This is a genomic window from Sagittula stellata E-37, from assembly GCF_039724765.1.
Lineage (GTDB): Bacteria > Pseudomonadota > Alphaproteobacteria > Rhodobacterales > Rhodobacteraceae > Sagittula > Sagittula stellata.
Window position 1 is genome coordinate 2,224,413 of sequence record NZ_CP155729.1, and the last position, 24,798, is coordinate 2,249,210.

At 65.0% G+C, this 24,798-nt stretch carries 24 protein-coding genes; 16 read left to right on the top strand and 8 right to left on the bottom strand.

Features of this window, described 5'->3' with window-relative positions; translation table 11 throughout:
- Nucleotides 1-49 precede the first annotated feature (49 nt).
- A protein-coding gene (locus ABFK29_RS10605; RefSeq protein WP_085983416.1) for an IS3 family transposase occupies nt 50-1,137 on the top strand; the annotation gives its coding sequence in 2 pieces (ribosomal slippage) (nt 50-296 and nt 296-1,137; 1,089 coding nt in all).
- A gap of 287 nt (nt 1,138-1,424) precedes the next feature.
- Here the strand turns inward: ABFK29_RS10605 and ABFK29_RS10610 are convergent.
- From ABFK29_RS10610 to miaA, 3 genes are all read right to left on the bottom strand, one after another.
- Nucleotides 1,425-3,101 (bottom strand): ABC transporter substrate-binding protein, encoded by a 1,677-nt coding sequence (locus ABFK29_RS10610; protein ID WP_040604372.1) that lies wholly within the window; start codon nt 3,099-3,101, stop codon nt 1,425-1,427.
- A gap of 240 nt (nt 3,102-3,341) precedes the next feature.
- Nucleotides 3,342-4,118, bottom strand: a complete 777-nt coding sequence (locus tag ABFK29_RS10615) for a helix-turn-helix domain-containing protein (RefSeq protein ID WP_005857772.1) — start codon at nt 4,116-4,118, stop codon at nt 3,342-3,344.
- 77 nt (nt 4,119-4,195) lie between these two features.
- Nucleotides 4,196-5,101 (bottom strand): tRNA (adenosine(37)-N6)-dimethylallyltransferase MiaA, encoded by a 906-nt coding sequence (gene miaA, locus ABFK29_RS10620; protein ID WP_005857774.1) that lies wholly within the window; start codon nt 5,099-5,101, stop codon nt 4,196-4,198.
- A gap of 109 nt (nt 5,102-5,210) precedes the next feature.
- On the opposite strand from miaA, the gene pyrH reads away from it, so the two are divergent.
- Nucleotides 5,211-5,948: a UMP kinase gene (gene pyrH, locus ABFK29_RS10625; protein ID WP_005857776.1), complete on the top strand. Its 738-nt coding sequence runs from the start codon at nt 5,211-5,213 to the stop codon at nt 5,946-5,948.
- On the opposite strand, the gene ABFK29_RS10630 is transcribed toward pyrH, so the two are convergent.
- A complete protein-coding gene (locus ABFK29_RS10630) occupies nt 5,927-6,958 on the bottom strand; it encodes a GlxA family transcriptional regulator (RefSeq protein WP_005857778.1) in 1,032 nt (343 codons plus the stop codon). The genes pyrH and ABFK29_RS10630 overlap by 22 nt on opposite strands.
- A gap of 243 nt (nt 6,959-7,201) precedes the next feature.
- Between ABFK29_RS10630 and frr the strand changes: the two genes are divergently transcribed.
- From frr to lpxB, 12 genes are all read left to right on the top strand, one after another.
- Entirely contained in the window at nt 7,202-7,762 is a 561-nt protein-coding gene (frr, locus tag ABFK29_RS10635; protein WP_005857780.1) for a ribosome recycling factor, read from the top strand.
- A 268-nt stretch (nt 7,763-8,030) separates the two neighbouring features.
- Entirely contained in the window at nt 8,031-8,756 is a 726-nt protein-coding gene (locus tag ABFK29_RS10640; RefSeq protein ID WP_005857782.1) for an isoprenyl transferase, read from the top strand.
- Nucleotides 8,753-9,541: a phosphatidate cytidylyltransferase gene (locus tag ABFK29_RS10645; RefSeq protein ID WP_005857784.1), complete on the top strand. Its 789-nt coding sequence runs from the start codon at nt 8,753-8,755 to the stop codon at nt 9,539-9,541. The genes ABFK29_RS10640 and ABFK29_RS10645 overlap by 4 nt, the downstream gene beginning before the upstream one ends.
- Nucleotides 9,542-9,563: 22 nt before the next feature.
- Nucleotides 9,564-10,733, top strand: coding sequence for a 1-deoxy-D-xylulose-5-phosphate reductoisomerase (gene dxr / locus ABFK29_RS10650; RefSeq protein WP_005857786.1), 1,170 nt, complete (start codon nt 9,564-9,566; stop codon nt 10,731-10,733).
- Between the two features lie 12 nt (nt 10,734-10,745).
- Complete coding sequence (gene rseP / locus ABFK29_RS10655; protein WP_005857788.1) at nt 10,746-12,092, top strand: RIP metalloprotease RseP; 1,347 nt, start codon at nt 10,746-10,748, stop codon at nt 12,090-12,092.
- 171 nt (nt 12,093-12,263) lie between these two features.
- The gene (locus ABFK29_RS10660) at nt 12,264-12,395 is read left to right on the top strand and encodes a hypothetical protein (protein WP_269725278.1); all 132 of its coding nucleotides are present in this window, start codon (nt 12,264-12,266) and stop codon (nt 12,393-12,395) included.
- Nucleotides 12,396-12,609: 214 nt separating this feature from the next.
- Complete coding sequence (bamA, locus tag ABFK29_RS10665) at nt 12,610-14,895, top strand: outer membrane protein assembly factor BamA (RefSeq protein ID WP_005857792.1); 2,286 nt, start codon at nt 12,610-12,612, stop codon at nt 14,893-14,895.
- A 4-nt stretch (nt 14,896-14,899) separates the two neighbouring features.
- Nucleotides 14,900-15,517 carry an OmpH family outer membrane protein gene (locus ABFK29_RS10670; RefSeq protein ID WP_005857794.1) on the top strand — a complete coding sequence of 206 codons (618 nt, stop codon included), beginning with the start codon at nt 14,900-14,902 and terminating at the stop codon, nt 15,515-15,517.
- Between the two features lie 83 nt (nt 15,518-15,600).
- Nucleotides 15,601-16,059: a 3-hydroxyacyl-ACP dehydratase FabZ gene (fabZ, locus tag ABFK29_RS10675; protein ID WP_005857796.1), complete on the top strand. Its 459-nt coding sequence runs from the start codon at nt 15,601-15,603 to the stop codon at nt 16,057-16,059.
- Nucleotides 16,056-16,841, top strand: a complete 786-nt coding sequence (gene lpxA / locus ABFK29_RS10680; RefSeq protein ID WP_005857798.1) for an acyl-ACP--UDP-N-acetylglucosamine O-acyltransferase — start codon at nt 16,056-16,058, stop codon at nt 16,839-16,841. Before fabZ ends, lpxA begins: the two co-directional genes overlap by 4 nt.
- 4 nt (nt 16,842-16,845) lie before the next feature.
- A complete protein-coding gene (locus ABFK29_RS10685) occupies nt 16,846-17,622 on the top strand; it encodes an LpxI family protein (RefSeq protein WP_005857800.1) in 777 nt (258 codons plus the stop codon).
- Nucleotides 17,622-18,746: a lipid-A-disaccharide synthase gene (gene lpxB, locus ABFK29_RS10690; protein WP_005857802.1), complete on the top strand. Its 1,125-nt coding sequence runs from the start codon at nt 17,622-17,624 to the stop codon at nt 18,744-18,746. The genes ABFK29_RS10685 and lpxB overlap by 1 nt, the downstream gene beginning before the upstream one ends.
- Before the next feature lie 353 nt (nt 18,747-19,099).
- Here lpxB and ABFK29_RS10695 read toward each other — a convergent pair whose 3' ends face one another.
- Complete coding sequence (locus tag ABFK29_RS10695) at nt 19,100-19,597, bottom strand: AAA family ATPase (RefSeq protein ID WP_005857804.1); 498 nt, start codon at nt 19,595-19,597, stop codon at nt 19,100-19,102.
- A 184-nt stretch (nt 19,598-19,781) separates the two neighbouring features.
- Nucleotides 19,782-21,797 carry a transketolase gene (gene tkt, locus ABFK29_RS10700; protein WP_040604373.1) on the bottom strand — a complete coding sequence of 672 codons (2,016 nt, stop codon included), beginning with the start codon at nt 21,795-21,797 and terminating at the stop codon, nt 19,782-19,784.
- Nucleotides 21,798-22,071: 274 nt separating this feature from the next.
- Here tkt and ABFK29_RS10705 point away from each other — a divergent pair, with 274 nt between their 5' ends.
- A complete protein-coding gene (locus ABFK29_RS10705; protein ID WP_005857808.1) occupies nt 22,072-22,929 on the top strand; it encodes a hypothetical protein in 858 nt (285 codons plus the stop codon).
- Nucleotides 22,926-23,327, top strand: a complete 402-nt coding sequence (locus ABFK29_RS10710) for a cell division protein ZapA (protein WP_005857810.1) — start codon at nt 22,926-22,928, stop codon at nt 23,325-23,327. The genes ABFK29_RS10705 and ABFK29_RS10710 overlap by 4 nt, the downstream gene beginning before the upstream one ends.
- 205 nt (nt 23,328-23,532) lie before the next feature.
- Here ABFK29_RS10710 and ABFK29_RS10715 read toward each other — a convergent pair whose 3' ends face one another.
- Entirely contained in the window at nt 23,533-24,228 is a 696-nt protein-coding gene (locus ABFK29_RS10715) for a hypothetical protein (RefSeq protein WP_005857812.1), read from the bottom strand.
- 131 nt (nt 24,229-24,359) lie between these two features.
- Nucleotides 24,360-24,731, bottom strand: coding sequence for a Grx4 family monothiol glutaredoxin (gene grxD, locus ABFK29_RS10720; protein ID WP_005857814.1), 372 nt, complete (start codon nt 24,729-24,731; stop codon nt 24,360-24,362).
- Nucleotides 24,732-24,798: the final 67 nt, after the last annotated feature.

Here is a 24,798-nt window from a genome sequence, read left to right on the forward strand (position 1 = left end):
GGGGATGCGGAAGTAGAATTTTCTCGGCAGGATGAACGAGGAGATTCCGATGAAGAAGACACGATTTACCGAGGCCCAGATCATGGGTGTGCTGCGCCAGATGGAAGGCGGAGTGCCCGCTGCCGAGCTGTGCCGCGAGCACGGGATGAGCAGTGCGACGCTGTACAAATGGCGGGCTAAGTATGGCGGGATGGACGCCAGCCTCATCAGCGAGATGAAGGCCATGGCTGAGGAGAACCGGCGCCTTAAGCGCATGTATGCCGACGTCCGCATGCAGAACGACTTGCTCAAGGAGGCCTTGGGAAAAAAGTGACACGGCCAGCGAACCGCCGCGCGCTGGCCGAGAAAGCGGTGGCAACAAGGGGCGTCAGCATCGCGCTGGCGTGTCGAGCCTTCGAGGTCAGCGAGACCTGCTATCGGTACAGCCCGAAGCTGGACGATGAAAACGAGCAGATCGCCGACCTGCTGCTTGGGCTGACGAAGGCGAAGAAGACCTGGGGCTTCGACCTATGCTTCCTGTACATGAGGAATGTCCAAGGTCATGGCTGGAACCACAAACGCGTCCACCGCATCTACCGCGAACTGGAGCTGAACCTCAGGATCAAACCGCGCAAGCGGCTGAAACGGGAGAAGCCTGACGCGCTGGCGGTTCCGGAGGCTGCGAATGAGGTCTGGTCCATGGACTTCATGGCGGATCGCCTTGGAGATGGGCGCCAGTTCCGGCTGCTGAACGTCTTGGACGATTTCAACCGTGAGGGTTTGGGCATTGAGGTCGACTTCTCGTTGCCCGCCGAACGCGTTGTCCGGGCCCTGAACCAGATCATCGAATGGCGTGGCGTTCCGAAGAGGATCAGGGTCGACAACGGCCCTGAGTACGTCAATGGAACCTTGATGGAATGGGCAGAACACAAGGGCATCGCCCTGGCCCATATCCAGCCCGGGAAACCGCAGCAGAACGCTTATGTCGAGCGCTACAATCGGACGGTCCGGCACGAATGGCTGGACCGCCACATTTTCGAAACCATCGACGAGGTGCAGCAGATTGCCACCGAGTGGCTCTGGTCCTACAACAACGAGCGCCCCAACATGGGCAACGGCGGCATGACGCCCGCCCAGAAACTGAGAATGGCCGCGTAAATTCTACGCCTAAGCCCCCGCATAAATGGGGGGATTACCTGATCGCCGCGGCGAAGGCGAACAGCGCCGCCAGAGCTATGGCTATGACGAAAGTCGACCCGGCCACGACCCGGCTGAACACGTCGTGGCCAGGTTGTCGCCGCACAGAAGGTGTTAGGGATGCTCGCCTTCGGTGCCGAGGGGCGTACCGGGCCCCTTTTTTCGGGGGTGTCCGGCACCGCGCGGGGGGGCCCGAGCGGACCTAAGAGGCCATCCTCTCGGCAGGGTATCGCCGATCGGGCGTCGCGTCAGGCGGCGAGACCCAGCTTGTAGACGTGGATCTCGAACGACGGGTGCATCTCTGCGCCCACGAGGCCTGGCCGGAAATGCCGGTAGAGCGACCGCCAATAGGGCTGGATGATGACGTGGTCGTTGCGCAGGATGGTCTCCACATCCTTCATCACCTCGCGGCGCGTGTCCGCATCGGAGATCGACATGGCTTCGGCCAGCTTGGCGTCGAATTCCGGGTTGGAATAGCCCGACTCGTTCCATGCCTCGCCGGAGCGGTAGGCCAGCGCCAGCACCTGAACTCCCAGCGGCCGGTGGATCCACTCGGTGGTCGAGAACGGGTACGTCGCCCAGTCGTTCCAGAATGTCGAACCCGGCAGGACCGTTCGGCGCACGTTGATGCCCGCATCCCGCATCTGAGCGGCGGCCGCGTCGGCGGTATTCTTCGTGTACCCGTCGTCGAGCGAGATCAGCTCGTGCTCGAAATCCGCCATCCCGGCTTCTTCCAGCAGCGCGGCCACCTCGTCCGGCGCATATGCGGCTGGACCGATGTCGGCGTATTCCGGGTGCACCGGCGCGACGTGGAAGTCCGCGGCGACGATGCCCATATCGTCATAGCCCAATTCAAGGCAAATCGAATTGTCGACGGCCTTGACCAGCGCCTCACGCAACTTGGCATTTTCATAGACAGGGGTATCGCCGACCAGGGTCTGTTGGTTGAAGCGAAGGACCACCGTCGCGCCCGTGACCACCTCGGACTTCTCCCAGCCGATGGCGTCGGCGATCTCGATGAACTCGTTCACGTTCTGATAGAGCATGTCGACTTCTTCGGCTTCGGCCGCCGCGATCCACGACGCCGGGTCGGTGCCGTAGTCGATGAATTCGATCCGGTCGAGGTAGGCGCCGCCGAAGCCCTCGGCCTCCGCGCCCCACCAGGCGTGATCGGTGTTCTTGACCAGCACGGCCTTCGCATTTTCGCCGAGTTCCAGACTTTCGGGCAGGTAGGGGCCGGTGCCGATCGGGTTGGACAGCATGGTGTCGGGGTCATGGCTCTTGTGCACGACCGCCGCCGGATAGTCGGCCATACCGACGATGATGGCGATGTCGGGCGCCGGCAGCTTGACCGAGACCGTCAAGTCGTCCGTGGCGGTCACCGCGCCTTCGATCATCTTCGAGGTGCCCGGGTCGATCAGTGTGGCCATGCGGCCCGCCATGGAGTTGCCCTCGACCGTCTTGTCGCACCAGTATTCGAACATCCGTACCACGTCGGCCGAGGTGAAGCCGTCGCCGTTGTTCCAGGTCACTCCGGGCCGGACGTGCAGCGTGTACTCGGTCGCGTCGTCGTTGGTTTCCCAGCTTTCCAGCAACATGCCACGCACTGTGCCGTCCCGGTTGTATTCCACCATGTACTCCAGCCACCCGCGCGAGACGTTGGCGATCTGCGGCCAGTCGTAAGTGCGCGGATCCTTCAGCGGGCGCACCTCCTGCTGGATTCGCAGCGTGCCGCCCGACTGGGCATGGGCCGCCGCCTGCGCCGGACTCCCGAGGCCGCCAATCGCATATGCCGTCGCCGTGGAAACACCGAGCGCCGTGGCGCGGGTCAGGAATTCGCGACGGTCCAGCTGGCCGGCCTTGAATTCGCGCGCATACATCTGCGCAGCCGGGTGGACCTGTTGCAGGGTTTCCTTCGATGTCATCCTCATCTCCCTGTGACTCGTTGTGTTGGCCATGATGCTGGAGGTGGCGTCCCAGACGTCTTCGTGCTGTCCCGGTCTGTCCGGTGCACCCATTGTTTCCACACCATAGCGCATCATCGCGACTGAACGGTCAACGCTCGGTATCCGCGTATCTGTGTCGAACAGCGAAATATTCAAATGCGACGTTGGCGGCGCTGCAAGCGTTGCGTTCGAGGCACGTCGGAAAGGGCGGGCCTGCTATCAGGACCGGGCCGTCAGTGTCTTCCGGGCGTCGCTGCGCAGGCGCGATGGGGACTTGCCCGTGTGTGTCTGGATGAAACGCGTGAAGTAGGCGGCCGAGGAAAACCCCAGTCCCTTCGCGACATCCTGCACCGGTGGACGCGGGCTTTCGAGAGCGACACGTGCGGCGTGCAGCTTGCGTTCGGTCAGAAGGTCTGCCGCCGTCTTGCCGCAGCACTGGCGGCAGATGCGGCTGAGATGCGTGGGCGTCACGTCCAGCGCGTCGGCGTAGGCGGCCATGGGTTGTGCCGTCCGGTAGTCGCGGACCAGTGCCTGCGCATACCTGCGTGCCAGACGTTGTGCGGCGGTGTCCGCAGGTGTTTCGGCGGCACCCTTTTCGATCTGGCGGTGCAGCCATATGCCCAGCAGGCGCACACGCGCTTCGAGGCTGTCCTGCATCAGTGCACGTTTCTGCGTCAGTTCGCGGTGCATGGCGTCGATCTCGCCGGTCAGTTCGGCCTGGGCAAAGCTGTCGCGGATCCGAAGCAGCATCGGCGTGTCCGGCTCCTTCGGGGCAAGGCCGGTGGGGGCATGTACAAAAAGCGCCTGCGTGCCGGGCGGCAAGTCGATGGCAAAGAGCGTGCCCGCGGGCAGCCATAGTGCGTGGTGCATCGACACGCCGCGCAGCACGCCCGCGACCATCACGCGGCCCTGGCCCTTGGTGATCCACAACAGCGTGTTGTCTTCGCGGTCGTGGGCAAGCTGGTAACGCCACGGCGCGCCCTGAAGCTCCAGCATGAACGATCCGCACCGGACCGGACCGCGTGTTCGTTCGGGCGCAGGCGGCATCGGGTTTTTTAGGAAACCGGGGCGGTTCATGCGGTCAGGTCCTCCGGAGTGACACGTGGCCAATCGGACATGCGCGATTTGAACCACGTGCGCTGCCGCTTGGCAAATCGCCGTGTGAGGATCGTCGCCCGTTCGATCGCTGCGTCGAGCGTCATCTGCCCCCGCAGGTGAGCGATCAGCTCGGCCGCACCGATGGCCTTCGCAGAAGGCAGGTCGGGCGACCATGTGCCCATATTCTCGCGCGCTTCGTCCAGCGCTCCGTCACGAAGCATTTGCCGGAAGCGCCGCTCGATCCGCGGGGTCAGCCACTCTTTCGGCGCGTCGAAAAGGAAGGGCTGCGCTTCGGCGCGCGCCAGAAGGGGGGGCGGAGTTTCGGCCTGCCATGCGGTGATTCCCTTCCCGGTGGTGTGCAGGACCTCCCAAGCACGCTGGACACGCATGGGGTTTCTCAGGTCGATGGCGGCAGCGGTGGGCGCGTCGAGCTGTTCGACAAGCGCGGAAAGGCCGCGCGTGGTCCTGATCTGGTCCGCCTCGGCCCGGACGGCGGCAGGCACATCGGGTATCTCGGCCAGACCTTCCGTCAGGGCGGTGAAATAGAGGCCCGTACCGCCGGTGATTATCGGCCTTTCGCCGTCCAGCAGGGGCGCGAGATCGCGCAACCAATCGCCCACGGAGTACGCGCGCGTGCCGGGCACATGTCCATATAGCAGGTGCGGCGCGCGGGCTTCTTCCCCCGCGGAAGGTCGTGCAGTCAGCACGCGCCAGTCGGAAAACACCTGTATGGCGTCGGCGTTTACGATGACGCCACCCTGACGCGCGGCGATCTCCAGTGCCAGGGCCGACTTGCCGGAGGCCGTCGGCCCAGCGATCAGCACCGGTGCAACCGGATCGAGAGCATCGAGGCGCTCGGCCATATTTTTGGTCATGGGCATCCGGTTCGGGGTCCTCGTCGCGCCTGTTCCTGCGCTGCCGCATTGCGGAGGGCGGTCTTTTCCGCCAGAAGGTGCCCGACATTACCCCCCGGCAAACACGGAGCGCAACATGAGCGAGAGCGAGAGCGGCAAGCCCGCCACAACCTACAAACGCGTCATGCTAAAGATTTCGGGGGAGGCACTGATGGGCGATCAGGGCTATGGCCTGCATCCGCCAACCGTCGAACGCGTCGCGCGCGAAATCAAGGCCGTGCACGACATGGGCGTCGAGATCTGCATGGTGATCGGTGGCGGCAACATCTTCCGCGGGCTGGCCGGTTCCGCGCAGGGTATGGAGCGCACCACGGCGGACTACATGGGGATGCTGGCCACGGTGATGAACGCGCTGGCCATGCAGTCTGCGCTGGAAGGGCTGGGCGCCTACTGCCGGGTGATTTCGGCCATCCGGATGGACGAGGTCGCCGAGCCCTATATCCGCCGCCGCGCCGTGCGGCACCTGGAAAAGAAGCGGATCTGTATCTTTGCCGCCGGGACGGGCAACCCCTATTTCACCACCGACACCGCCGCGGCGTTGCGGGCGAACGAGATGGCCTGCGAGGCGATCCTGATGGGCAAGAACGTCGACGGCATCTACGACTGCGATCCGAAGACCAACCCGGATGCCAAGCGCTATGACGAGATCACCTACGACGACGTGCTGCGCAACAATCTGAAGGTGATGGATGCGTCGGCCATCGCCCTGACGCGGGACAACATGATGCCGCTTCTGGTGTTTTCCCTCAACGAGCCGGGCGGCTTCCGAGGCATCATGGCAGGCGAAGGGACCTACACGCGCGTCATTCCCTGATCCTGATGATTCGGTTGACGCTGCCCTGACGGGCGGGCGGCCTCTGTTGCCCGCGCCCAGCCGGTCGCGTCCGTGGTTTTTTCGCGCTGCGTCCGCAGTGTCCTTTGTGCCCGTGGCGCTTTGCCGAAGTGTTTCCCGTAGCTCCGTGTGAAGGCGGACGGAGAGGCAAAACCGGTGGCCGCCGCGATCTCTGCCACGGACAGGGTGGTCTCTTCGACAAGCTGTGCCGCGCGCCTCAGGCGCAGGTCGAGGTAGACTTCTGCCGGGGTTCTGTGCAGAGCCTTGCGGCACCGCAGGCGCAGGCGTTTCAGTCTCATGTCCAGTTCGTCGGCGATTTGCGGAAGAGGCAAGGGCGCATCAAGATGCGCCGCCATCAGCGCCGTCATGCGTGTCATCAGCGGATCGCCATGACCCGCACGGGCGGCCAGTGCCAGGGACCGGCTTGCCTGTGCGACCCGGCCGTGCGCCAGCGCCTCGCCCGTGCGTGCGGCCAGGGCCGGTCCGTGGCTGCGGGCAATCCAGTCCAGCATCGCCTCGGCCGTGGCAAGGCCACCGGTAGAGGTCAGACGCTGTCGGTCGAACGTGTGACGCCGTTCCGACTGGGCGACCTCCGGGTAGGTCCGGTCGGGATCGGGCGGCAGCACCGCCTCCCGCCCGTCGAGCAGTCCCAAACGGGCGAGGATCAGCGCGCCCTGGTCCAGTCCGGCCAGTGTCGCGCCCGCGGCCTCTGCCCGCGCGAGGAAACCGCGCAAGCCCATGGGCAGGTGATCCAGCGGGTGCGGCCCCGCACAGAGCACGACAAGGTCGAAGCCCTGCGCACCTTCCCAGTCCTGCGCTTCCGCCGCTATGTTTGTCCCGTCGGAGGCAGCAACGGTCTGTCCGGTCACCGTCCGGATGCGGCAGGAAAAGAGCGGCTGCCCCGCGATCCGGTTGGCCATGTCCAGCACTTCGCGGATCAGGACGAAACCCAGAATGGGAAAGTGCGGGAAGAGGATCAGGCAGACATGCATGGCGGTTCGCAAAAGTGTGGTTCGGGTCGGGGGGACGGCAGGGCGTTTCCTGCGTGGATTCGGTCGGTGCGGGGCGGATGATGGCGCTCAGACATGTCTTGCATGCAGGGTCTTAAGGAAATGTGTGGACGCCCCTGAGGCCGGTTTCAGGCAAGCGGACCGGGCAACAGCGATTGATCTGAGCGCGGCGACGTAATAAGCCTGCGCACCGACAAAGGCTCAGCGAAGCGAGGCAAGACGCGCATGTCCGACGAATTCGAACTCGACACCGATGATCTCACCCGGCGCATGGAGGGGGCCATGGGCTCTCTGAGGACGGAATTCGCCTCGCTCCGCACCGGGCGTGCGTCCGGTTCGATGCTTGAGCCGATCATGGTCGATGCCTACGGCGCGATGACCCCGATCAACCAGGTTGGCACCGTGAACGTGCCGGAGCCGCGCATGGTCACCATCAACGTCTGGGACAAGTCGCTGGTCGGCAAGGTCGAAAAGGCGATCCGCGAGTCGGGGCTTGGGATCAACCCGCAGCTCAACGGCACCATCATCATGCTGCCGATCCCGGAACTGAACGAGGAACGCCGCCGCGAACTGAGCAAGGTGGCCGGTCAATACGCCGAACACGCCCGCGTCTCGATCCGCAACATCCGCCGCGACGGTATGGACCAGATCAAGAAGCACAAGGACGACATGTCCGAGGACGATGCCAAGCTTTGGGAAAGCGAAGTGCAGGATCTGACCGACAGCTATATCAAGAAGGTCGACGCCGCGCTTGAGACCAAGCAGGAAGAGATCATGCAGGTCTGATCGCTGTGCGGCGACCGGGGATTTCAGGGGCGGGTGACCGCCCCTTTTCATTTCACCCGAACATCGCACCGGAATCCGGCGGGACGCGGTACATTGGTCTTTCACGTATTTGAAATGCCTTTGAAACCGGCGGCACGAGGGGCGGGCGATACTGACACGCAACGCGAGCGGTTCCTGCCGAAAACCTGCACGACTATCTCTTTGGCAAGGGCGGGGGGATCGGCTATGAAACCCGCAGACGTGGCCGATGCCGGAGAAGGAGCCTCGAATGAGCCGTGACGAAAGCCAGTCCCATGGTCCGCGACACGTGGCGATCATCATGGACGGCAACGGCCGTTGGGCGACCATGCGTGGCAGACCGCGGCTGTTCGGTCACCATGCCGGCGCCCGACGGGTGCGCGAGATTGTTGAGGCCTGTCCGGCCGCGGGGGTCGACTACCTGACGATCTTTGCCTTCTCGACGGAGAACTGGCGCCGCACGCAGGTCGAGGTGGCCGGGCTCATGAGCCTTTTCCGCCGCTACATCATGAAAGAGATGCAGGCCTTCGTGAAGGAAAACGTCCGTGTCAGATTCATTGGCGACCGGCCGCGGCTGGACGCAAAGCTGCGCGGCCTGATGGACGAAGCGGAGGCCATCACAGGCCACTGTACCGGCACCAACCTGACCATCGCTCTGAACTACGGCGGCAGGGACGAGGTTGCGCGCGCCGTCAAGCGGCTGGCGCAGGACGTGGCTGCCGGGAAACTGCGTTCCGACGACGTGACGGAGGAGACCCTGCCGCGTTACCTCGACACCCGTGTGCTGCCGGACCCGGACCTCGTGATCCGCACCAGCGGAGAGGCGCGGATCTCCAATTTTCTGCTCTGGCAGTCGGCCTACGCGGAATATGAATTCGTCGACACGCTGTGGCCCGACTTCACGCCCGAGGAGTTCGCGCGCCTGTGCGGCGCCTACGGTCGGCGCGACCGGAGGTATGGGGCCGTGAAGGCATGAGTGCACACCGCTGGGACGACCTGAAAGTGCGGCTGGCTTCGGCCGTCGTGATGATCGCCGTCGGGGTGATCGGGGTCTGGGCCGGTGGCTGGGTGTTCCACATGCTGATTGCGGTGGCATCCGGGGTGATGGTCTGGGAACTGGTCTGCCTTCTGGATACCGGTCGGACGAAATCGCAATACGTTCTTGGGGCGGCCACCTTCTTCGTGGCGCTGGCCGCCAACATGATACCCCCGTCCTTTGCCCTTCCGCTGTTGATGGCGCCCGCGATGCTGGGCTTTACTCGGATGGAACAGGGGGGCACCCGCTACGCCGTTTTCACGACGCTGATCCTGTTCGCCGGCTACGGCATGATGGACCTTCGGGACGATCTGGGCCTGGTCTGGATGCTCTGGCTGATCACCGTGGTCGTGGTCACGGACGTCTTCGGCTATTTTGCGGGCCGTGCCATAGGTGGGCCGAAGTTCTGGCCGAAGGTGTCGCCGAAGAAGACATGGTCCGGGACCGTTGCGGGCTGGATCGCCGCCGCCGCCGTGGGCGCCTTCTTTGCCTGGTTCGCCGGGGCGGGGATCGGCTTGATGGGGATTTCCATCGCACTCAGTATGGCCAGCCAGATCGGTGACATCGCGGAAAGCGCGCTGAAGCGGAAAGCGGGGGTGAAGGATTCCTCCTCGCTGATCCCGGGGCACGGCGGTCTGCTGGACCGGTTCGACGGGATGCTGGGGGCTGCGGTCTTCCTTGTGTTCGCCGACCAGTTGGTGGCATTCCCGCCCGGCATTGGCTGACCGGGCAGGCGGAGGAGGTTTCATGCGGCGTGTATCCGTGTTCGGGGCCACGGGGTCCATCGGACAGAATACGCTTGACCTGATCGGTCGCGATCCCGCGACCTATCGGGTGGTGGCTTTGACCGGCGGTCGCAATGTCGCGCAGTTGGCTGCCGACGCTGTGCGCCTCGGGGCCGAGGTCGCTGTGGTCGCCGACGAGGCGCTGCTGCCCGATCTACGGGCTGCCTTGGCCGGTTCCGGGGTCGAGGCCGGGGCAGGGCGCAATGCGCTGCTGGAGGCTGCGGACCGCCCGGCTGACTGGGTGATGTCCGCCATCGTGGGCGCCGCCGGGCTGGAGCCGGGGCTGCGCGCGCTGAGGCAGGGGGCCACGCTGGCGCTGGCCAACAAGGAAAGCATGGTCTGTGCCGGGCGCCTGATGCTGCGCGAGGCGGCGGCCCACGGCGGGCGGCTGCTGCCGGTCGATTCCGAGCATTCGGCGGTGTTCCAGGCCCTCATCGGCGAAGACATCGCCGCGGTCGAGCGGGTCATCATCACGGCCTCGGGTGGCGCCTTCCGCGACTGGCCGCTGGACCGGCTGGACGAGGCCACACCCGAGCAGGCCGCGACCCATCCCAACTGGGCAATGGGGCAACGGATCACCATCGACAGCGCCTCGATGTTCAACAAGGCGCTCGAACTTATCGAGACGCGGGAGTTCTTCGGCCTCGACCCGGCCATGATCGAGACCGTGGTGCATCCCGAAAGCATGATCCACGCGATGGTGGGTTTCAACGACGGTGCGCTGATGGCCCACGTGGGTCCCCCCGACATGCGCCATGCCATCGGTTTCGCCCTGCACTGGCCCGAACGGCGGACGCTTCCGGTCGAACGTCTCGATCTTGTGAAGCTTGGTCAGCTGACCTTCCGCCCCGCCTGTGAGGTCCGCTGGCCCGCGCTGCGACTGGCGCGCGAGGTCATGGATGCGGGCGGGCTTTCAGGCGCCGTTTTCAACGCCGCAAAGGAGGTGGCGCTCGACGCCTTCATTGACGGACGCATAAAGTTCACGCGCATGGCGGGCGTTGTGGAGGACGTGCTCACCCGGGTTTCGTCCCAGCCGGGCCTTATTGATGACGAGTTTGACCTTGATATGGTGGTCGAGGCCGACCATGTCGCACGGGTAGCGGCGGGTGACATAATTGACAGCAGTACCTAGAAGGGGCGCATTTTGGACCTGACCACACTGACCTCGACTTTCGGCGGTTTCCTCTGGACGGCCCTGTTCTTCATCGTGGCCCTGTCGGTCATCATCGCGATCCATGAATACGGCCACTACATCGTCGGCAAAAAGTCCGGGATCTTCCCGGAGGTGTTCAGTCTCGGTTTCGGCCCGGTGATTTGGTCCCGGACGGACCGCGACGGGACGAAGTGGCAGTTGGCCGCGATCCCCTTCGGCGGTTACGTGAAGTTTCGGGGCGACGGCAATGCCTCCGGCGCCATCGCCGAAGAGGGGGCGATGGAGGGTCTGGACGACGCGGAAAAGCGGTCGACCATGATAGGCGCACCCTTGTGGGCAAGGGCGGCCACGGTGGCAGCTGGGCCGTTCTTCAACTTCGCCCTGTCGATCCTGATCTTCACGTGTATCTTTCTTTTCCGGGGCGAGATCACCCAACCCTTGACCGTGGGCGAGCTGCGTTCGCTGCCGGTTCAGCAGGAGCTGATGGAGGGTGACGTTCTGGTTGCGATCGAGGGGCAAGCGCCTCCGGGATCGGACGAGGCGCTGGCTTATGAGGCCTTCATGAAGGCGCTCCCGCACGAGCCGACGCTGGATTACACGGTGAAACGCGACGGACGCGACATCGACGTGACCGGCCCGTACGTATATCCGCCGCTGGCCACACAGATCGCCCCGCGGTCGGCCGCAGGCGACGCAGGGATGGAGCCGGGCGATGTCATCATCGCCGTTGACGGCGAAGACATTTTTGCCTTCGATCAGTTGAAGGAAAAGGTCGAAGGGTCCGACGGCGCGACCCTCGCCCTGACTGTCTGGCGAAACGGAGAGACGCTGGACCTCGACCTGACGCCCAAGCGCGTGGACGAACCGCAGGCAGAGGGCGGTTTCAAGACCTATTACCGCATCGGCATCGTTGGAGGGGTGGCCTTTGAACCCGCCACCGAGACCCCCGGCTTCGGCACCGCGGTCGTCGGCAGCGTCGCCCAGGTCTGGGAAATCATGCGCGGGTCCGTTTCCGGCCTTTGGCACATGGCGACCGGCGCGATCAGCACGTGCAACCTCTCTGGCCCCATCGGCATCGCCGAGACGGCGGGCGACATGGCAAGCCAGGGAACCACGAACTTCATCTGGTTGATTGCAGTCCTGTCGACCGCCATCGGCCTGCTGAACCTCTTTCCGATCCCGGTGCTGGATGGCGGACACCTGGTGTTCTACGCCTACGAGGCGGTCTCCGGCCGTCCGCCGAGTGACAAGGCCCTGAAGGTGCTGATGTCCATAGGCCTGACGCTGGTACTGGGGCTCATGGTCTTCGGTCTGACAAACGACTTGTTCTGTCCCTGATCGCAGACGTCGCTCCGTAAACTGAAAGCGAAAGATCCCCGCCTCGGGGATCTTTCTGTTTACGGAGCGGCAATAGAATTTTCAGCGGCCGCCCAAATCCCGCCCGATTCTAGGGGTATAAGGCTGGGTAAACGTATCCGATCCCCCATGATCGACCCAAGGACCGATTCCATGCAGCACATCCAGCACGGCTACCGCAGCATGAGCCTGCTCGTCAGCATCAACTTCGACAGATTACTGTACATCTTCACGATCATCACAGCTCTCTTTTTCGGCGCGTACCTCGGGACCTTCATGTACTGAGCGGGTCGCCTAGGCATGCCCGTCGCGGCGTGCTGGCGACACCTTCAGGAAATCCGCGTCATGGTTTTGACAAGCCAGGGCAATCCAGCTAGTGACAATCCGTGGGATGTCGAAGTGGATTGCGAGAATGGCAAAGGTCATTTCCGCGCAAGGCGCGCAAAATGATAAGAAAATTCAACGCCTGAGCGAGGTTGTTCAAGCCGTTTGCCTGTCTATGGCACTCGGAGCTGGCGCCGGGACGGTCGCGGTCATTCCGCAGGCCGCCTACGCACAGAACTATGCCTTCAGCAGCGTTGACATTCAGGGCAACCAGCGTGTGGAGGCAGGGACCATCCTGTCCTATGCCGGGATTGCACGGGGCCAGCAGGTTTCCGCGGGCCAGCTTAACGATGCCTACCAACGCATCCTCGGCTCCGGCCTTTTCGAAAGTGTCGATCTGATACCGCAGGGCAACACCCTCGTGATCCGCGTGGTCGAGTTCCCGACGGTCAACCGTATCGCCTTCGAAGGCAACCGGCGGATCAAGGACGAGGATCTCGCACCCATCATCCAGAGCCAAGCGCGCCGGGTCTTCAACCCCCGCGTGGCCGAGCAGGATGCGCAGGCGATTTCCGAGGCTTACGTGGTGCAGGGGCGGATCGCCGCCCGCGTGTCGCCCAAGGTGATCCGCCGCAACGAGAACCGCGTCGATCTCGTGTTCGAGATTTTCGAAGGTGGCGTGTCCGAGGTCGAGCGCATCGGCTTTGTCGGCAACCAGGTCTATTCCGACCGTCGTCTCCGCCGCGTGGTCGAAACAAAGCAGGCCGGCCTGCTGCGCGCCCTCATCCGGAAGGACACCTTCATCGAGGACCGCGTTCAGTTCGACCAGCAGCTCCTGCGCGACTTCTACATGGCGCGCGGCTACGTCGACTTCCGCATCACTGGCACCAACGCTGAACTGGCGCGCGAGCGTGACGGCTTCTTCGTGACATTCAATGTCGAGGAAGGTCAGCAGTTCAGGGTCGGGGCCGTCACCGTGAATTCGGATCTGCCGGACGTCGACACCGAACTGTTCCAGCGCGCGGTGAAGCTGCGCTCGGGCGTGGTCTATTCGCCGATGCGCGTCGAGAACGAGATCGCCCGGCTGGAGCGTCTTGCGATCCGTGAGGGCCTGAACTTCGTACGCGTCGATCCTCAGATCAGCCGCAACGACCGGGACCTGACGCTGGACGTGAGCTTCAACCTCGTCCGGGGCGATCGCATCTTCGTCGAGCGTATCGACATCGAAGGCAACACCACCACGATGGACCGGGTCGTGCGCCGCCAGTTCGACACTGTCGAGGGCGATCCGTTCAACCCGCGCGCCATTCGTGAAAGCGCGGAACGCATCCGGGCACTCGGCTTCTTTTCGAACGTGGACGTGGATGCCCGTGAAGGGTCGACTCCGCAGCAGGTCATCATCGACGTCGACGTCGAGGAACAGCCAACCGGCTCGCTCTCCTTCGGTGCGAACTATTCGTCCACCAACGGCTTCGGCGCGGCGATCTCCTTCTCGGAGCGTAACTTCCTCGGACGGGGCCAGACGCTGGGCTTCACCATCAACACCGCGTCGGCGTCCAAGAGCTATGGCTTCAACTTCATCGAACCGGCGGTGTTCGGTCAGGATCTCGCCTTCGGGCTCAACCTGAATTACGCCCAGACCAACAAACTGGGCGGCGACTATGACACGACGTCGGGCATCTTCCAGCCGTCGCTGTCCTTCCCGGTCTCCGACAACGGCCGTTTGTCGCTGCGCTACACCGCCAAACTGACGGACGTCAGCAGCTCCGGCGCGATTGCGGGGGGCGTGATCGACGCGGAGTCCCAAGAAGGCGAACGCATCGACAGCTCGCTGGGATATACCTACAGCTGGGACACCCGGCGTGCCGGGCTCGACCCGAAGAACACGTACCTGTTTGAATTCAGCCAGGACTTTGGCGGTGTCGGCGGCGATACCACCTTCATCAAGACCGGCGTGAAGGCGATTGCCCAAACCAAGGTCCTGTCTGAGGAAGTCACCCTGAGGGCCACAATCGAAGGCGGCGCGCTCCACTATTCCAAGGGCGAAAGCCGGGTCACCGACCGGTTCCTTCTCAGCCCGAACCTGATGCGCGGGTTCGAGTACGGCGGCATCGGTCCTCGTGAAGTGGACGGGCGTGGCAACAGCGACGCACTGGGCGGCAACTTCTACGCCGTGGCCAAGTTCGAAGCGGAGTTCCCCGTCGGTCTGCCCGAGGAATACGGCATCTCCGGTGGCCTGTTCTACGATATCGGCTCTGTCTGGGGCGTGAACAGCGAAACCAGCAACGTCGCCGGTGGCAGCATCGTGTCGGCGGACTTCGATGCCCGGCACGTGGTCGGCTTTTCGATCTTCTGGGACTCCGCACTCGGTCCGCTCAGGCTCGACTTCTCCGAACCGCTTCAGAAATCGAAGTACGATGAGGAGAAGAACTTCAACCTGACCATCTCGACCAAATTCTGATCCCGTGTTCCGGCTGGTTCAATGGCTGCTGGTCCTGACGCTCTGCGTCGGGGTCGCGTTCGAGAGCCGGGCGCAAGACGGGGTGCAAAGCCCGGTGCTGGTGATCGACTTCGAACGCGCCTTCGCCGAGAGCGCGTTCGGTCGGCGATTGAACGAAGAGGTGGAGCGCGAGGGCAATGCCATCGTCGCAGAAAACCGCCGGATCGAAGCAGAGCTGTCCGCCGAGGAACAGCGTCTCACGGATCAGCGCGCCGACATGCCGCCGGACCAGTTCCGCGCCCTTGCCGATGCTTTCGACCAGAAGGTCCAGCGTCTCCGCGCCGAGCAGGACGCCAAGGCTGAGGCGTTGGGGTCGCGCGGCGAGGAAAGCCGGATCGAGTTTCTTCAGGCCGCACGTCCCGTGCTCGAAAGGCTGATGCGCGAAACCGGGGCGGCCGTTATCCTCGAACGGCGGTCGGTGCTCGTGGCCGTGGATGCCGTGGACATCACCGACCGGGCGATTGAGCGGATTGATGCCCAGGTTGACCCGGACCCCGCACGGGGCCCTGCTGAGCCTGCCCAGGACGTCGCGCCGCAGGACGATGTCACACCGGATGCGCTTGTCGCGCCCACCCAACCCTGACCTGCGTCCCAGGCCCGAGCTTGCCCAGAGGTGCACGGCTTGCTAGGGACGCGGTCACGAGATCAACGTGAAGGCCAGACCAGATGAGCGACCTGAAATCCGCAGATATCCAGCTTATCCAGCGCATCATTCCCCACCGCTACCCGTTCCTGCTGGTGGATCGCGTGGTCGACATCGACGGCACGCAAAGCGCCACGGGCATCAAGAACGTGACGATGAACGAACCGCATTTTCAGGGCCACTTTCCCGGTATGCCGATCATGCCCGGTGTGACCATCGTGGAGGCCATGGCACAGACGGCGGCTGTCATGGTGGGCACGACGCTGGAGATGGCCGACAAGGAGATGAAGGTCTATTTCATGTCCATCGACAAGTGCAAGTTCCGCCGGAAGGTGGTGCCCGGAGATCAGCTCCGGATGAACCTGACGACGTTGCGCGGCAAGCCCGGCGGAAAGGTCTGGAAGTTCGGCGGTGTGGCTGAGGTCGATGGCGAGATGGCGGCCGAAGCGGAGTTCACGGCGATGATGGATCTGCCGTCGTGAGCGCCTCCATCCACCCCTCAGCCGTTGTCGAAGAGGGCGCGCGCATCGGCGACGGCGTCGTCATCGGCCCGTTTTGCCACATCGGGCCCGAAGTGGTCCTGCATGACCGGGTCGAGCTGAAGAGCCATGTGGTCGTGACCGGCGCCACGGAGATCGGCGAAGAAACGGTGGTCTTCTCTTTTGCGGCGATCGGTGAAATCCCGCAGGATCTGAAGTTCAAGGGCGAGAAGACGCGGCTGGTGATCGGCAAGCGCAACCGCATCCGTGAACATGTCACGATGAACACCGGCACCGAAGGCGGGGGCGGCGTGACACGGGTCGGGGACGACGGGTTGTTCATGGCAGGCTGCCACGTTGCACATGACGCGCAGGTGGGCGACAGGGTCATCATCGTCAACAACGCGGCGCTCGCAGGACACTGCATCATCGAGGACGACGTCATCATCGGTGGTCTGTCGGGTGTGCACCAATGGGTGCGCATCGGGCGCGGAGCCATCATCGGCGCGGTAACCATGGTGACCAACGACGTGATCCCCTACGGCCTCGTCCAGGCGCCCAGAGGCAAGCTGGACGGTCTGAACCTTGTGGGGCTGAAACGCCGGGGCGTGAAGCGCGACGACATCACCGCTTTGCGCGCCGCGTTCCAGATGCTGGCACAGGGCGAGGGCGCCTTTCAGGACCGGGCGCGGCGGCTCGGGGATGAGACGTCAAGCCAGTATGTCAAGGAAATCGTTGCGTTTATCCTGGGCGACAGCGACCGGTCGTTCCTGACCCCGGGGTGAGGCCGTGCTGGCGCTGATCGCCGGGACAGGCGCTTTGCCCGGGGCCGTTGCCGCGGCGCACGGCGGGACGGTTGTTGTCTGCGCGCTGGAGCACTGCCCGCCAGACCTGCCGGTGGACCGGACCTTTCGACTGGAGACCTTGGGGACCTTGCTGCGCTGGCTACGGCGGCAGGGCGTGACGGAGGTCTGCCTTTGCGGATCGGTGACCCGACCGCCTGTGTCGCTGGCGCGGGTGGACCTGTGGACATGGCCCTTGGTGCCGCGCGTCTTGCGGGCGCTGCGGCGGGGGGATGACGGCGCATTGCGGATCTTCATCGCACTCTTCGAGGAGTCGGGTTTTCGCGTCGTGGCCGCGCATGAGGCAGCGCCGGCGTTGTTGCCGCCTGTCGGCGCGTGGGGCGATGTTCCGGCGGGCGTCGTCGAATTGGCCCGGCTGGGCGACACCGTGAGCGACCGTCAGGCGGCAGAAGACTTGGGCCAGGCCTGCGTCCTGCGCGATGGAAATGTCCTGCAACGTGAAGGGGTTGAGGGGACGGATGCCATGTTGGCGAAGCTGGGCGATGCCGAGGGTGGCGTGCTGTACAAGGCGCCCAAGCCTGGGCAGGACCGGCGGGCCGACTTGCCGGTGATCGGGCCGGAGACGCTGCGGCGCGCCGCCGCGGCGGGGCTGGCGGGTATCGTGATCGAGGCGCAGGGGGTCATGGTGCTGGAGCAGCCCTTAGTGCGGACTTTGATCGCGGAGACGGGGCTGTTTCTCTGGGTTCGGGAAAGGGGCGCGTGATGCGGGTGTTCGTCACTGCCGGTGAGGCTTCGGGCGACAAGCTGGGCGCCGCTTTCATGAGGGGTTTCAAGCAGTTGTGCCCCGAAGTGGAGTTTCGCGGCATCGGCGGGCCGCTGATGGAGGCCGAAGGGCTGAAGAGCCTGTTCCCGATGGACGAGATCTCGATCATGGGGATCTCGGAGATTCTCAAGGAATACAGGCACTTGAAGGCGCGCATTCGGGAAACCGCCGAGGCGGTCCTGGACTGGCGCCCCGACGTGCTGGTGACCATCGACCTGCCGGAATTTTCGCTGCGCGTGAACCGGCTGGTGAAAAAAGCTGCGCCGGATCAAAGGGTTGTGCACTATGTCGCGCCGACTGTCTGGGCGTGGCGACCGGGCCGAGCGAAGAAGATGGTCGGCGTCGTCGACCAGGTGCTGGCGCTGCTGCCGTTCGAACCGCCGTACATGGAAGCCGTTGGAATCGCTTGTGATTTTGTCGGGCACCCGGTGGTCATGGAGCCTGTTGCCACGGCGGAGGAGGCGACGGCGTGGAAGGGGGACAGCTGCGACAAGATGGTGCTGGTGCTGCCGGGGTCGCGGCGGTCCGAGGTAGCGCGATTGTTGCCTGTTTTTCAAGAGGTCGTGGAGCGTATCGCCCGACCGGGCCTGCGTTTCGTGCTGCCTGCCGGTCGGCAGGTGGTGGGGCCGGTGAAAGAAGCCGTCTCCGGATGGAAGGTTCCGGTGGAAGTCATTGATCCGGAAGGAAAAAATGGAGATAAGCTGGCGGCATTCCGGGCGGCGGACGTGGCGCTTGCGGCCTCTGGCACGGTGTCGCTGGAGCTGGCGGCCAATGCGACGCCCATGGTGATCGCCTATGACATGTCCTGGCTCAGCCGTCAGGTCATCGGGCGGATGCTGCTTGTGGATACCGTGACGCTGGTGAACCTTGTCAGCGAGACACGAGATATACCTGAATTCATTGGGAAAAATTGCAAGCCAGAGGCGATTTCCCAAGCCGTGCTCGACGTGCTGGATTCGCCGGAAAGGCAACTTCGGGCGATGGATCTGACCATGGAGCGGCTTGGTCGCGACGGCGAGGAGCCAGGGTTAAGAGCGGCGCGCGCAGTTCTTAAAGGTCTGTGAATTAACAGGATCGGGCCGTTTGTTAACGGTCGTACGTTGGTTAATGCACCGCTCGCATACAGGATATGGGGGCGCGGACGTGCCCGTTGCATAGACCGGAAAATGGTTAACCCGCTTTCCGTGCCGGATTAACGGTTTTGAAAGGGGTGAACCGGCCGGTTTGACCCCTCCAACCGGTCGGTTGTTAACACTTGCGAATTCAACGCTTTGTTAAGGTTAACGCTTTGGCGGACGCCCTGTCTGTCGTGCCGTGTCGTGACCGCGGGCAAGGCGGATCGGACGTCCGATCGTGCGGCCAAGACACGTCGGTTGGAATGCTCCCTCGTCTCGATGACGGAGGCGGCCTTCGGACCTCAACGGTGCAGGACGATATTGAAACCCTCGTTCGGAGAGGGCGGTACGAAGTGGTTCGAAATCTGGCGGAACTGCTCATCCGAGACCGTGAAGGGATGGTCGCCCTGCGCGTTGCGCGCGTGCAGACGTTCCAGACAGACCTCGTCGGGGACATCGAGGACATGGAGCACGTGCGAGGCGCCCGCCTGTTCGAAGATGCCGCGCATCCAGTTGCGCCCCTTGACGGTGTTCGCCTGAAAATCCAGAACGACCGACACGCCCGCCTGCAACACCGCAGCCACGTGCGGCGCCATGATCTTGTGGAGTTTCGCCGTGCAGCGGACGTAATCGGCGACCGAGGTCATCTCATCCCCGAACAGGGCATTCAGCCAGTCGTCTTCTGCGATGACGACGGTGCCTGCTTCGCGCCCGAGGCTGGCGGTCAGCGTCGATTTGCCGGAGGCGATCTTGCCGCAGATCATGTGCAGCGTGGGTGGTGTCTGTTCGGGCATGGTCATCTCCGGGGCTGTGATCCCGTGGTGTCGGGTCTTGGTCGGGTCTTGTCGGGGACGACACATGCAACCCGACGGGCCGGAGGGCAAGGGTGGGCATCCGCGACGGTGGCCGTGCGCATGTGAAAAGGCCCCCGCCGGGTATGGCGGGGGCCTTTCGGTTCGGTCTGCCGGCACGATGGCCAGGGTGTCAGAGAAGGCCCTTGGCGGCTTCGGCCACGGCCTCGGCGGTGATGCCGAACTTCTCGTAGAGCGTCTCGTAGGGGGCGGAGGCGCCGAAGCTGGTCATGCCGACAAAGGCGCCCTTGTCACGCTTGCCGCGCTCGGAGAACAGCCACTTGTCCCAGCCGAAGCCCACGGCGGCCTCGACCGCGACGCGCACCGGGCCTGCGGGCAGGACCTTGCGGCGGTAGGCTTCGTCCTGTGCCTCGAACAGTTCCCAGCAGGGCATGGAGACGACGCGGGTGCCGATGCCCTCGGCCTGAAGCGCCTCGCGGGCTTTCAGCGCGATTTCCACCTCGGAGCCGGTCGCCATCAGGATGACCTGACGCTTGCCTTCGGCGTCGGCCAGCACGTAGGCGCCTTTTTCCGACAGGTTGGCGGTCTTGTGCTCGGTCCGGACGGTCGGCAGGTTCTGGCGGGTCAGCGACAGCACGGAGGGCGACGCCTTCTGGGACAGCGCGATTTCCCAGGCTTCGGCGGTTTCCACCGCGTCGGCGGGGCGGAAGACCAGCGTGTTCGGCGTGGCGCGGGAAATGGCCAGATGCTCGACCGGCTGGTGGGTCGGGCCGTCTTCGCCGAGGCCGATGGAGTCGTGGGTCATCACGAACACGGTCGGCGTCTTCATCAGCGCGGCGAGGCGCATGGCCGGCCGGGCGTAGTCGGTGAAGGCCATGAAGGTGCCGCCGTAGGGACGCAGGCCGCCGTGCAGACCGATGCCGTTCATCGCCGAGGACATGCCGTGTTCGCGGATGCCCCAGTAGACGTAACGGCCCTTGCGGTTGTCGATGTCGAAGGTGCCGAGATCGCCGGTCAGCGTATTGTTGGAGCCGGTCAGGTCTGCCGAGCCGCCGACGGTTTCCGGCATGATCGGGTTGATGACCTCAAGCGCCATTTCGGACGCCTTGCGGGTCGCGACCTTGGGCTGGGTTTCGGAGATCTGCTTTTTCAGCGCCTTGATGGTGGCGGAGAGTTTCTTCGGCGCGTCGCCGGCGATCACGCGGGCGAATTCCTTCTGACGCGCGTCGGAGGCGTCGGCGAGGCGCGCTTCCCATTCGGTCCGGTCGGCGGCGCCGCGGGACCCGGTGGATTCCCACCAGGATTTCACTTCGGCAGGCACTTCGAACGGGCCGGTGTGCCAGTCCCAGGCTTCCTTGGCGGCGATGTTCTGGTCGGCGTTGGTCAGCGCGCCGTGGCCCTTGGAGGTGTCCTGCGCGGCATGGCCGAGGGCGATGTGCGTCTTGCAGGCGATCATCGAGGGCTGGTCGGAGGCCTTGGCGGCAGTGATCGCGGCGTCGATGGCTGCCGGGTCGTGGCCGTCGATCTCCTGCACGTGCCAGCCGGCGGATTTGAAGCGTGCCACCTGGTCGGTGCGGTCCGAGAGCGAGACCTTGCCGTCGATGGTGATGTCGTTGTTGTCCCAGAAGACGACCAGCTTCGAGAGCGCGTAGCGGCCGGCGAGGGTGATCGCCTCCTGGCTGACGCCCTCCATCAGGCAGCCGTCACCGGCGATGACGTAGGTGTTATGGTCGACGAGCTTCTTGCCGAAGCGGGCGCGCAGCATCTCTTCGGCCATGGCGAAACCGACGGAGTTGGCGATGCCCTGGCCGAGCGGGCCGGTGGTGGTCTCGACCGCCTTCAGCAGGAAGTTCTCCGGGTGGCCGGCGGTCTTGGAGCCCCACTGGCGGAAGTTCTTGAGCTGGTCGAGCGTGACCTCCGGATCGCCGCAGAGGTAGAGCAGCGAGTAGATCAGCATGGAGCCGTGGCCGGCAGACAGGATGAAACGGTCGCGGTCGGGCCACTCGGGGTTGGCGGCGTCGAACTTCAGGTGATTGCCGAACAGGACGGTGGCGACGTCGGCCATGCCGATCGGCATGCCGGAGTGGCCGGAATTGGCCTGGGCCACACCGTCGAGGGCCAGCGCGCGGATCGCGGTTGCGCGCATCCAGTGGTCGGGATTGGCGTTGCGAAGCTCTGAAATGTCCACCGTGAGGTTCCTTGCGTTGCAGCGTTTCGCGCTGAATAGCAGTCGCTGGGCAAATGGCAAGGTCGCGGACCTGCGGGGCGCGGAAACGCGGATGAAAACCGCCGTCCAAGTGCTTGGGAAGGCGCTGGTAAACAGGGGGGCGCATTTTCCCTTTTCGCTTGCTAGAGTTTCACGAAAGGGTCCAGGGGCGATTCGCGTTGCGGTCGTGCCGGCACAAGACCCGAAAGACGGGACGGCCCGGCATACGGGCGAGAATACGGGGGCGAGAGGGCAGATGACCCAGATCGACGAGTTGCAGACGCGCCTGTCGCGTGCGCTGGATCGCATTGGCCAGCGGCTGGAAGCCCACACAGCCGGGCCGGACGGCGCGGAGCTGGAGGCGCTGACGGCCAGGCTGACGGAGGCCGAGACCGCGCTGGCGGAGGCCGAAACCCGGGCTGCCGCAGCGGCGGAGGCGACGGAGACCGAGCGCGCGGCCGCCATCGAGGCGGCACGGCTGGAACTGGCGGAAGAACACGCCTCGGCGCTGGCCACCCTGCGGGGCGAGGCTGCGGCCGAGCAGGAACTGGCAGTGTCGCAGGCGCTTGAAAAGGCGGCGGAGGAACGTGACGCGGTCATCGCCGCCGTGCGCGCCGAGGCGGAAGCGGCGGTTGCCGCGGCGGGCGCGGGTGACGGTCCGGCCGAAGCGGCAGCGGACGACGGCGCCGACCGGGGCGAGATCGAGGCCGAACTGACGGCCCTGCGCGAGGCGCTGGAGGACGAGAAGGTCGCCAATGCCCAGCTTGAGGAACGGATGCGCCACCTGAAGGCGCGGCTGGCCGAGGCGGAAGCCGGGGCCGGTGGCGCGGGCGAGGCGGGCGGTGTCCCGGCGGAGATGATCGAGGGGCTGGACGCGGAGGTGCAACGGCTGCGTGCGGCCAACGCCGCGCTGTCGGAAAGCAACGCCGCGCTCAGGGCCGCCAACGCGCAGGGCGTGGGCGATGCGTCGCTTATCAACGAGGCGATGCAGGTGGAGCTTGACGGGCTGCGCGCCGCGCGCGCGGTGGACGCGGCAGAAACGGAGGCGCTGATCGCGACCCTGACGCCGCTGCTCGACGCCGCAGGACCTGACGGACAGGAGGCCAACTCATGAGCCAGATCGAAGTGGAGATCGGGATCGGCGGACGCACCTTCGAGGTCGCCTGCCAGGAGGGCGAACAGCAGTTCCTGCTGTCCGCCGCGTCGCTTCTGGACGCGGAGGCGCAGGTGCTGGTGCAGCAGATCGGCCGTATCCCAGAGACGCGGATGCTGCTGATGGCCGGGCTGATGCTGGCCGACAAGACCGCGGGGCTGGAAGAGAAGCTGCGCGATGCCGAGGAGCAGTTGGGCGCGATGAAGGCGGAGATCGCCGAGCTGAAGGCGAAGCCCGCACCGGCGCCGGAGAAGGTCGAGGTGGCGGTGATCCCCTCGGACGTGACCGATGCGCTGGCGGAACTCGCGGCGCGGGCGGAATCGCTGGCCGAGACGGCGGACGAGAAGCTGGGCGCCTGACGGCAGACGAGATGCCGGGCGCCTGTCGGCAGGCGAGATGCCGGGCGCCTGACGGCAGACGAGAACCGGGCGCCTGAAGGCAGGGGAGAATCCGAGCGCCTGAAGGCGCAGGGGCGCGGTCTTTCCGGGTCGCGGTCGGCGCGTCGGTCAGGGCAGGTGGCCAACCCGGCTGCGCCGGAACGCCCACCCTACGGGATGCCGCGCCTCAGGCGGCGGCCCTGAGACGTTCCGCGAGGCTGTGCCCGAGGGCCACGAAGGCGCGCAGGTCGTCCGGTTTGCGCATGAGTCCGCTGTGGCGCAGGGCAAAGCCCTGGCCGTCGCGGATCGCCACGGGCTGTTGCGCGGGGTTGCGGCCCCGGCGGGCGGAGGCCAGATCCGGCGCATCGCGGATCGGCATGAGAGCGGTTTCGGCACCGGGTGTCGCCAGCAGGGTGCCTGCGCCTTCGTCCGGCACGGCCTGCAGGCGGGACATGTCCGGGCCCAGCGCGCCGAGGAGTTTCGTGAGGATCATGTGGCCGATCCCGCCGGTGCTGCCGAGCGCGCTTTCCAACCGGATGCGGGCGCCGTCGGGCATGTCGGGTCCAAGTACGGCCAGACCGTCGCCGAGCGCGAGATCCGGCGCGGTGAACCGGGTCCAGCGGGTGGTGCCCGACCTGCCGCCGGACGTGGAATGGCCGAGGCTGTAGAGCGTGAGGGTCCAGCCCCTCGCCGGATCGGAGATGTCGATCCGCATGCCGTCTTGGCCGGAGGCGGCGGTCTCCTCGATCCGCCAGCCTTCGCGGGAGGCGAGTTCCCGAAGGTCGGCCCGCCATTTACGGTTGTTGCGGAAGGCCGCGAAGACGATCCCGGAGCCTGCCAGGGCGGCGATGACGAGGAATGCGGCGACAGTCATGGTGCCCATGCTGAAAGTCCTGTTTGAAAAATGTGTTGTCCGAAATGAAGTGGGGCGGCCTGGTTGGCGGCCGCCCCGTGATGTCTCGCACATGCCTCAGGCGCTGTCAGGGCCTCTGGCCCGCGCCGGTGCCCGGCGGTTCAGGCGTTGGCTTCGCGGATCTTGTCGGCGGCGTCCTTGTTGAAGGAGATGCCGTTCTGTTCGAAGAGGCCGTCGAGTTCGCCGGACAGCGTCATCTCGGTGATGATGTCGCAGCCGCCGACGAATTCGCCCTTCACGTAGAGTTGCGGGATGGTCGGCCAGTCCGAGTAGTCCTTGATGCCCTGGCGGATGGCGTCGTCGGCGAGGACGTTCACGTCTTCGAAGTCCACGCCCATGTAGTTCAGCACCCCGGCCACGCGGGAGGAGAAGCCACACTGCGGCATCGCCTTGGTCCCCTTCATGTAGAGCACCACGTCGTGTGCATTCACGGTGTCCGCGATACGGGTCTTTGCGTCGGTCGTTTCGGTCATGTCTGTCTCCGTTGTCGGGGGGCGCGCGCCGGGCGGGCGCGCCGGGGGTGCATGGCCCGGCAGGGAC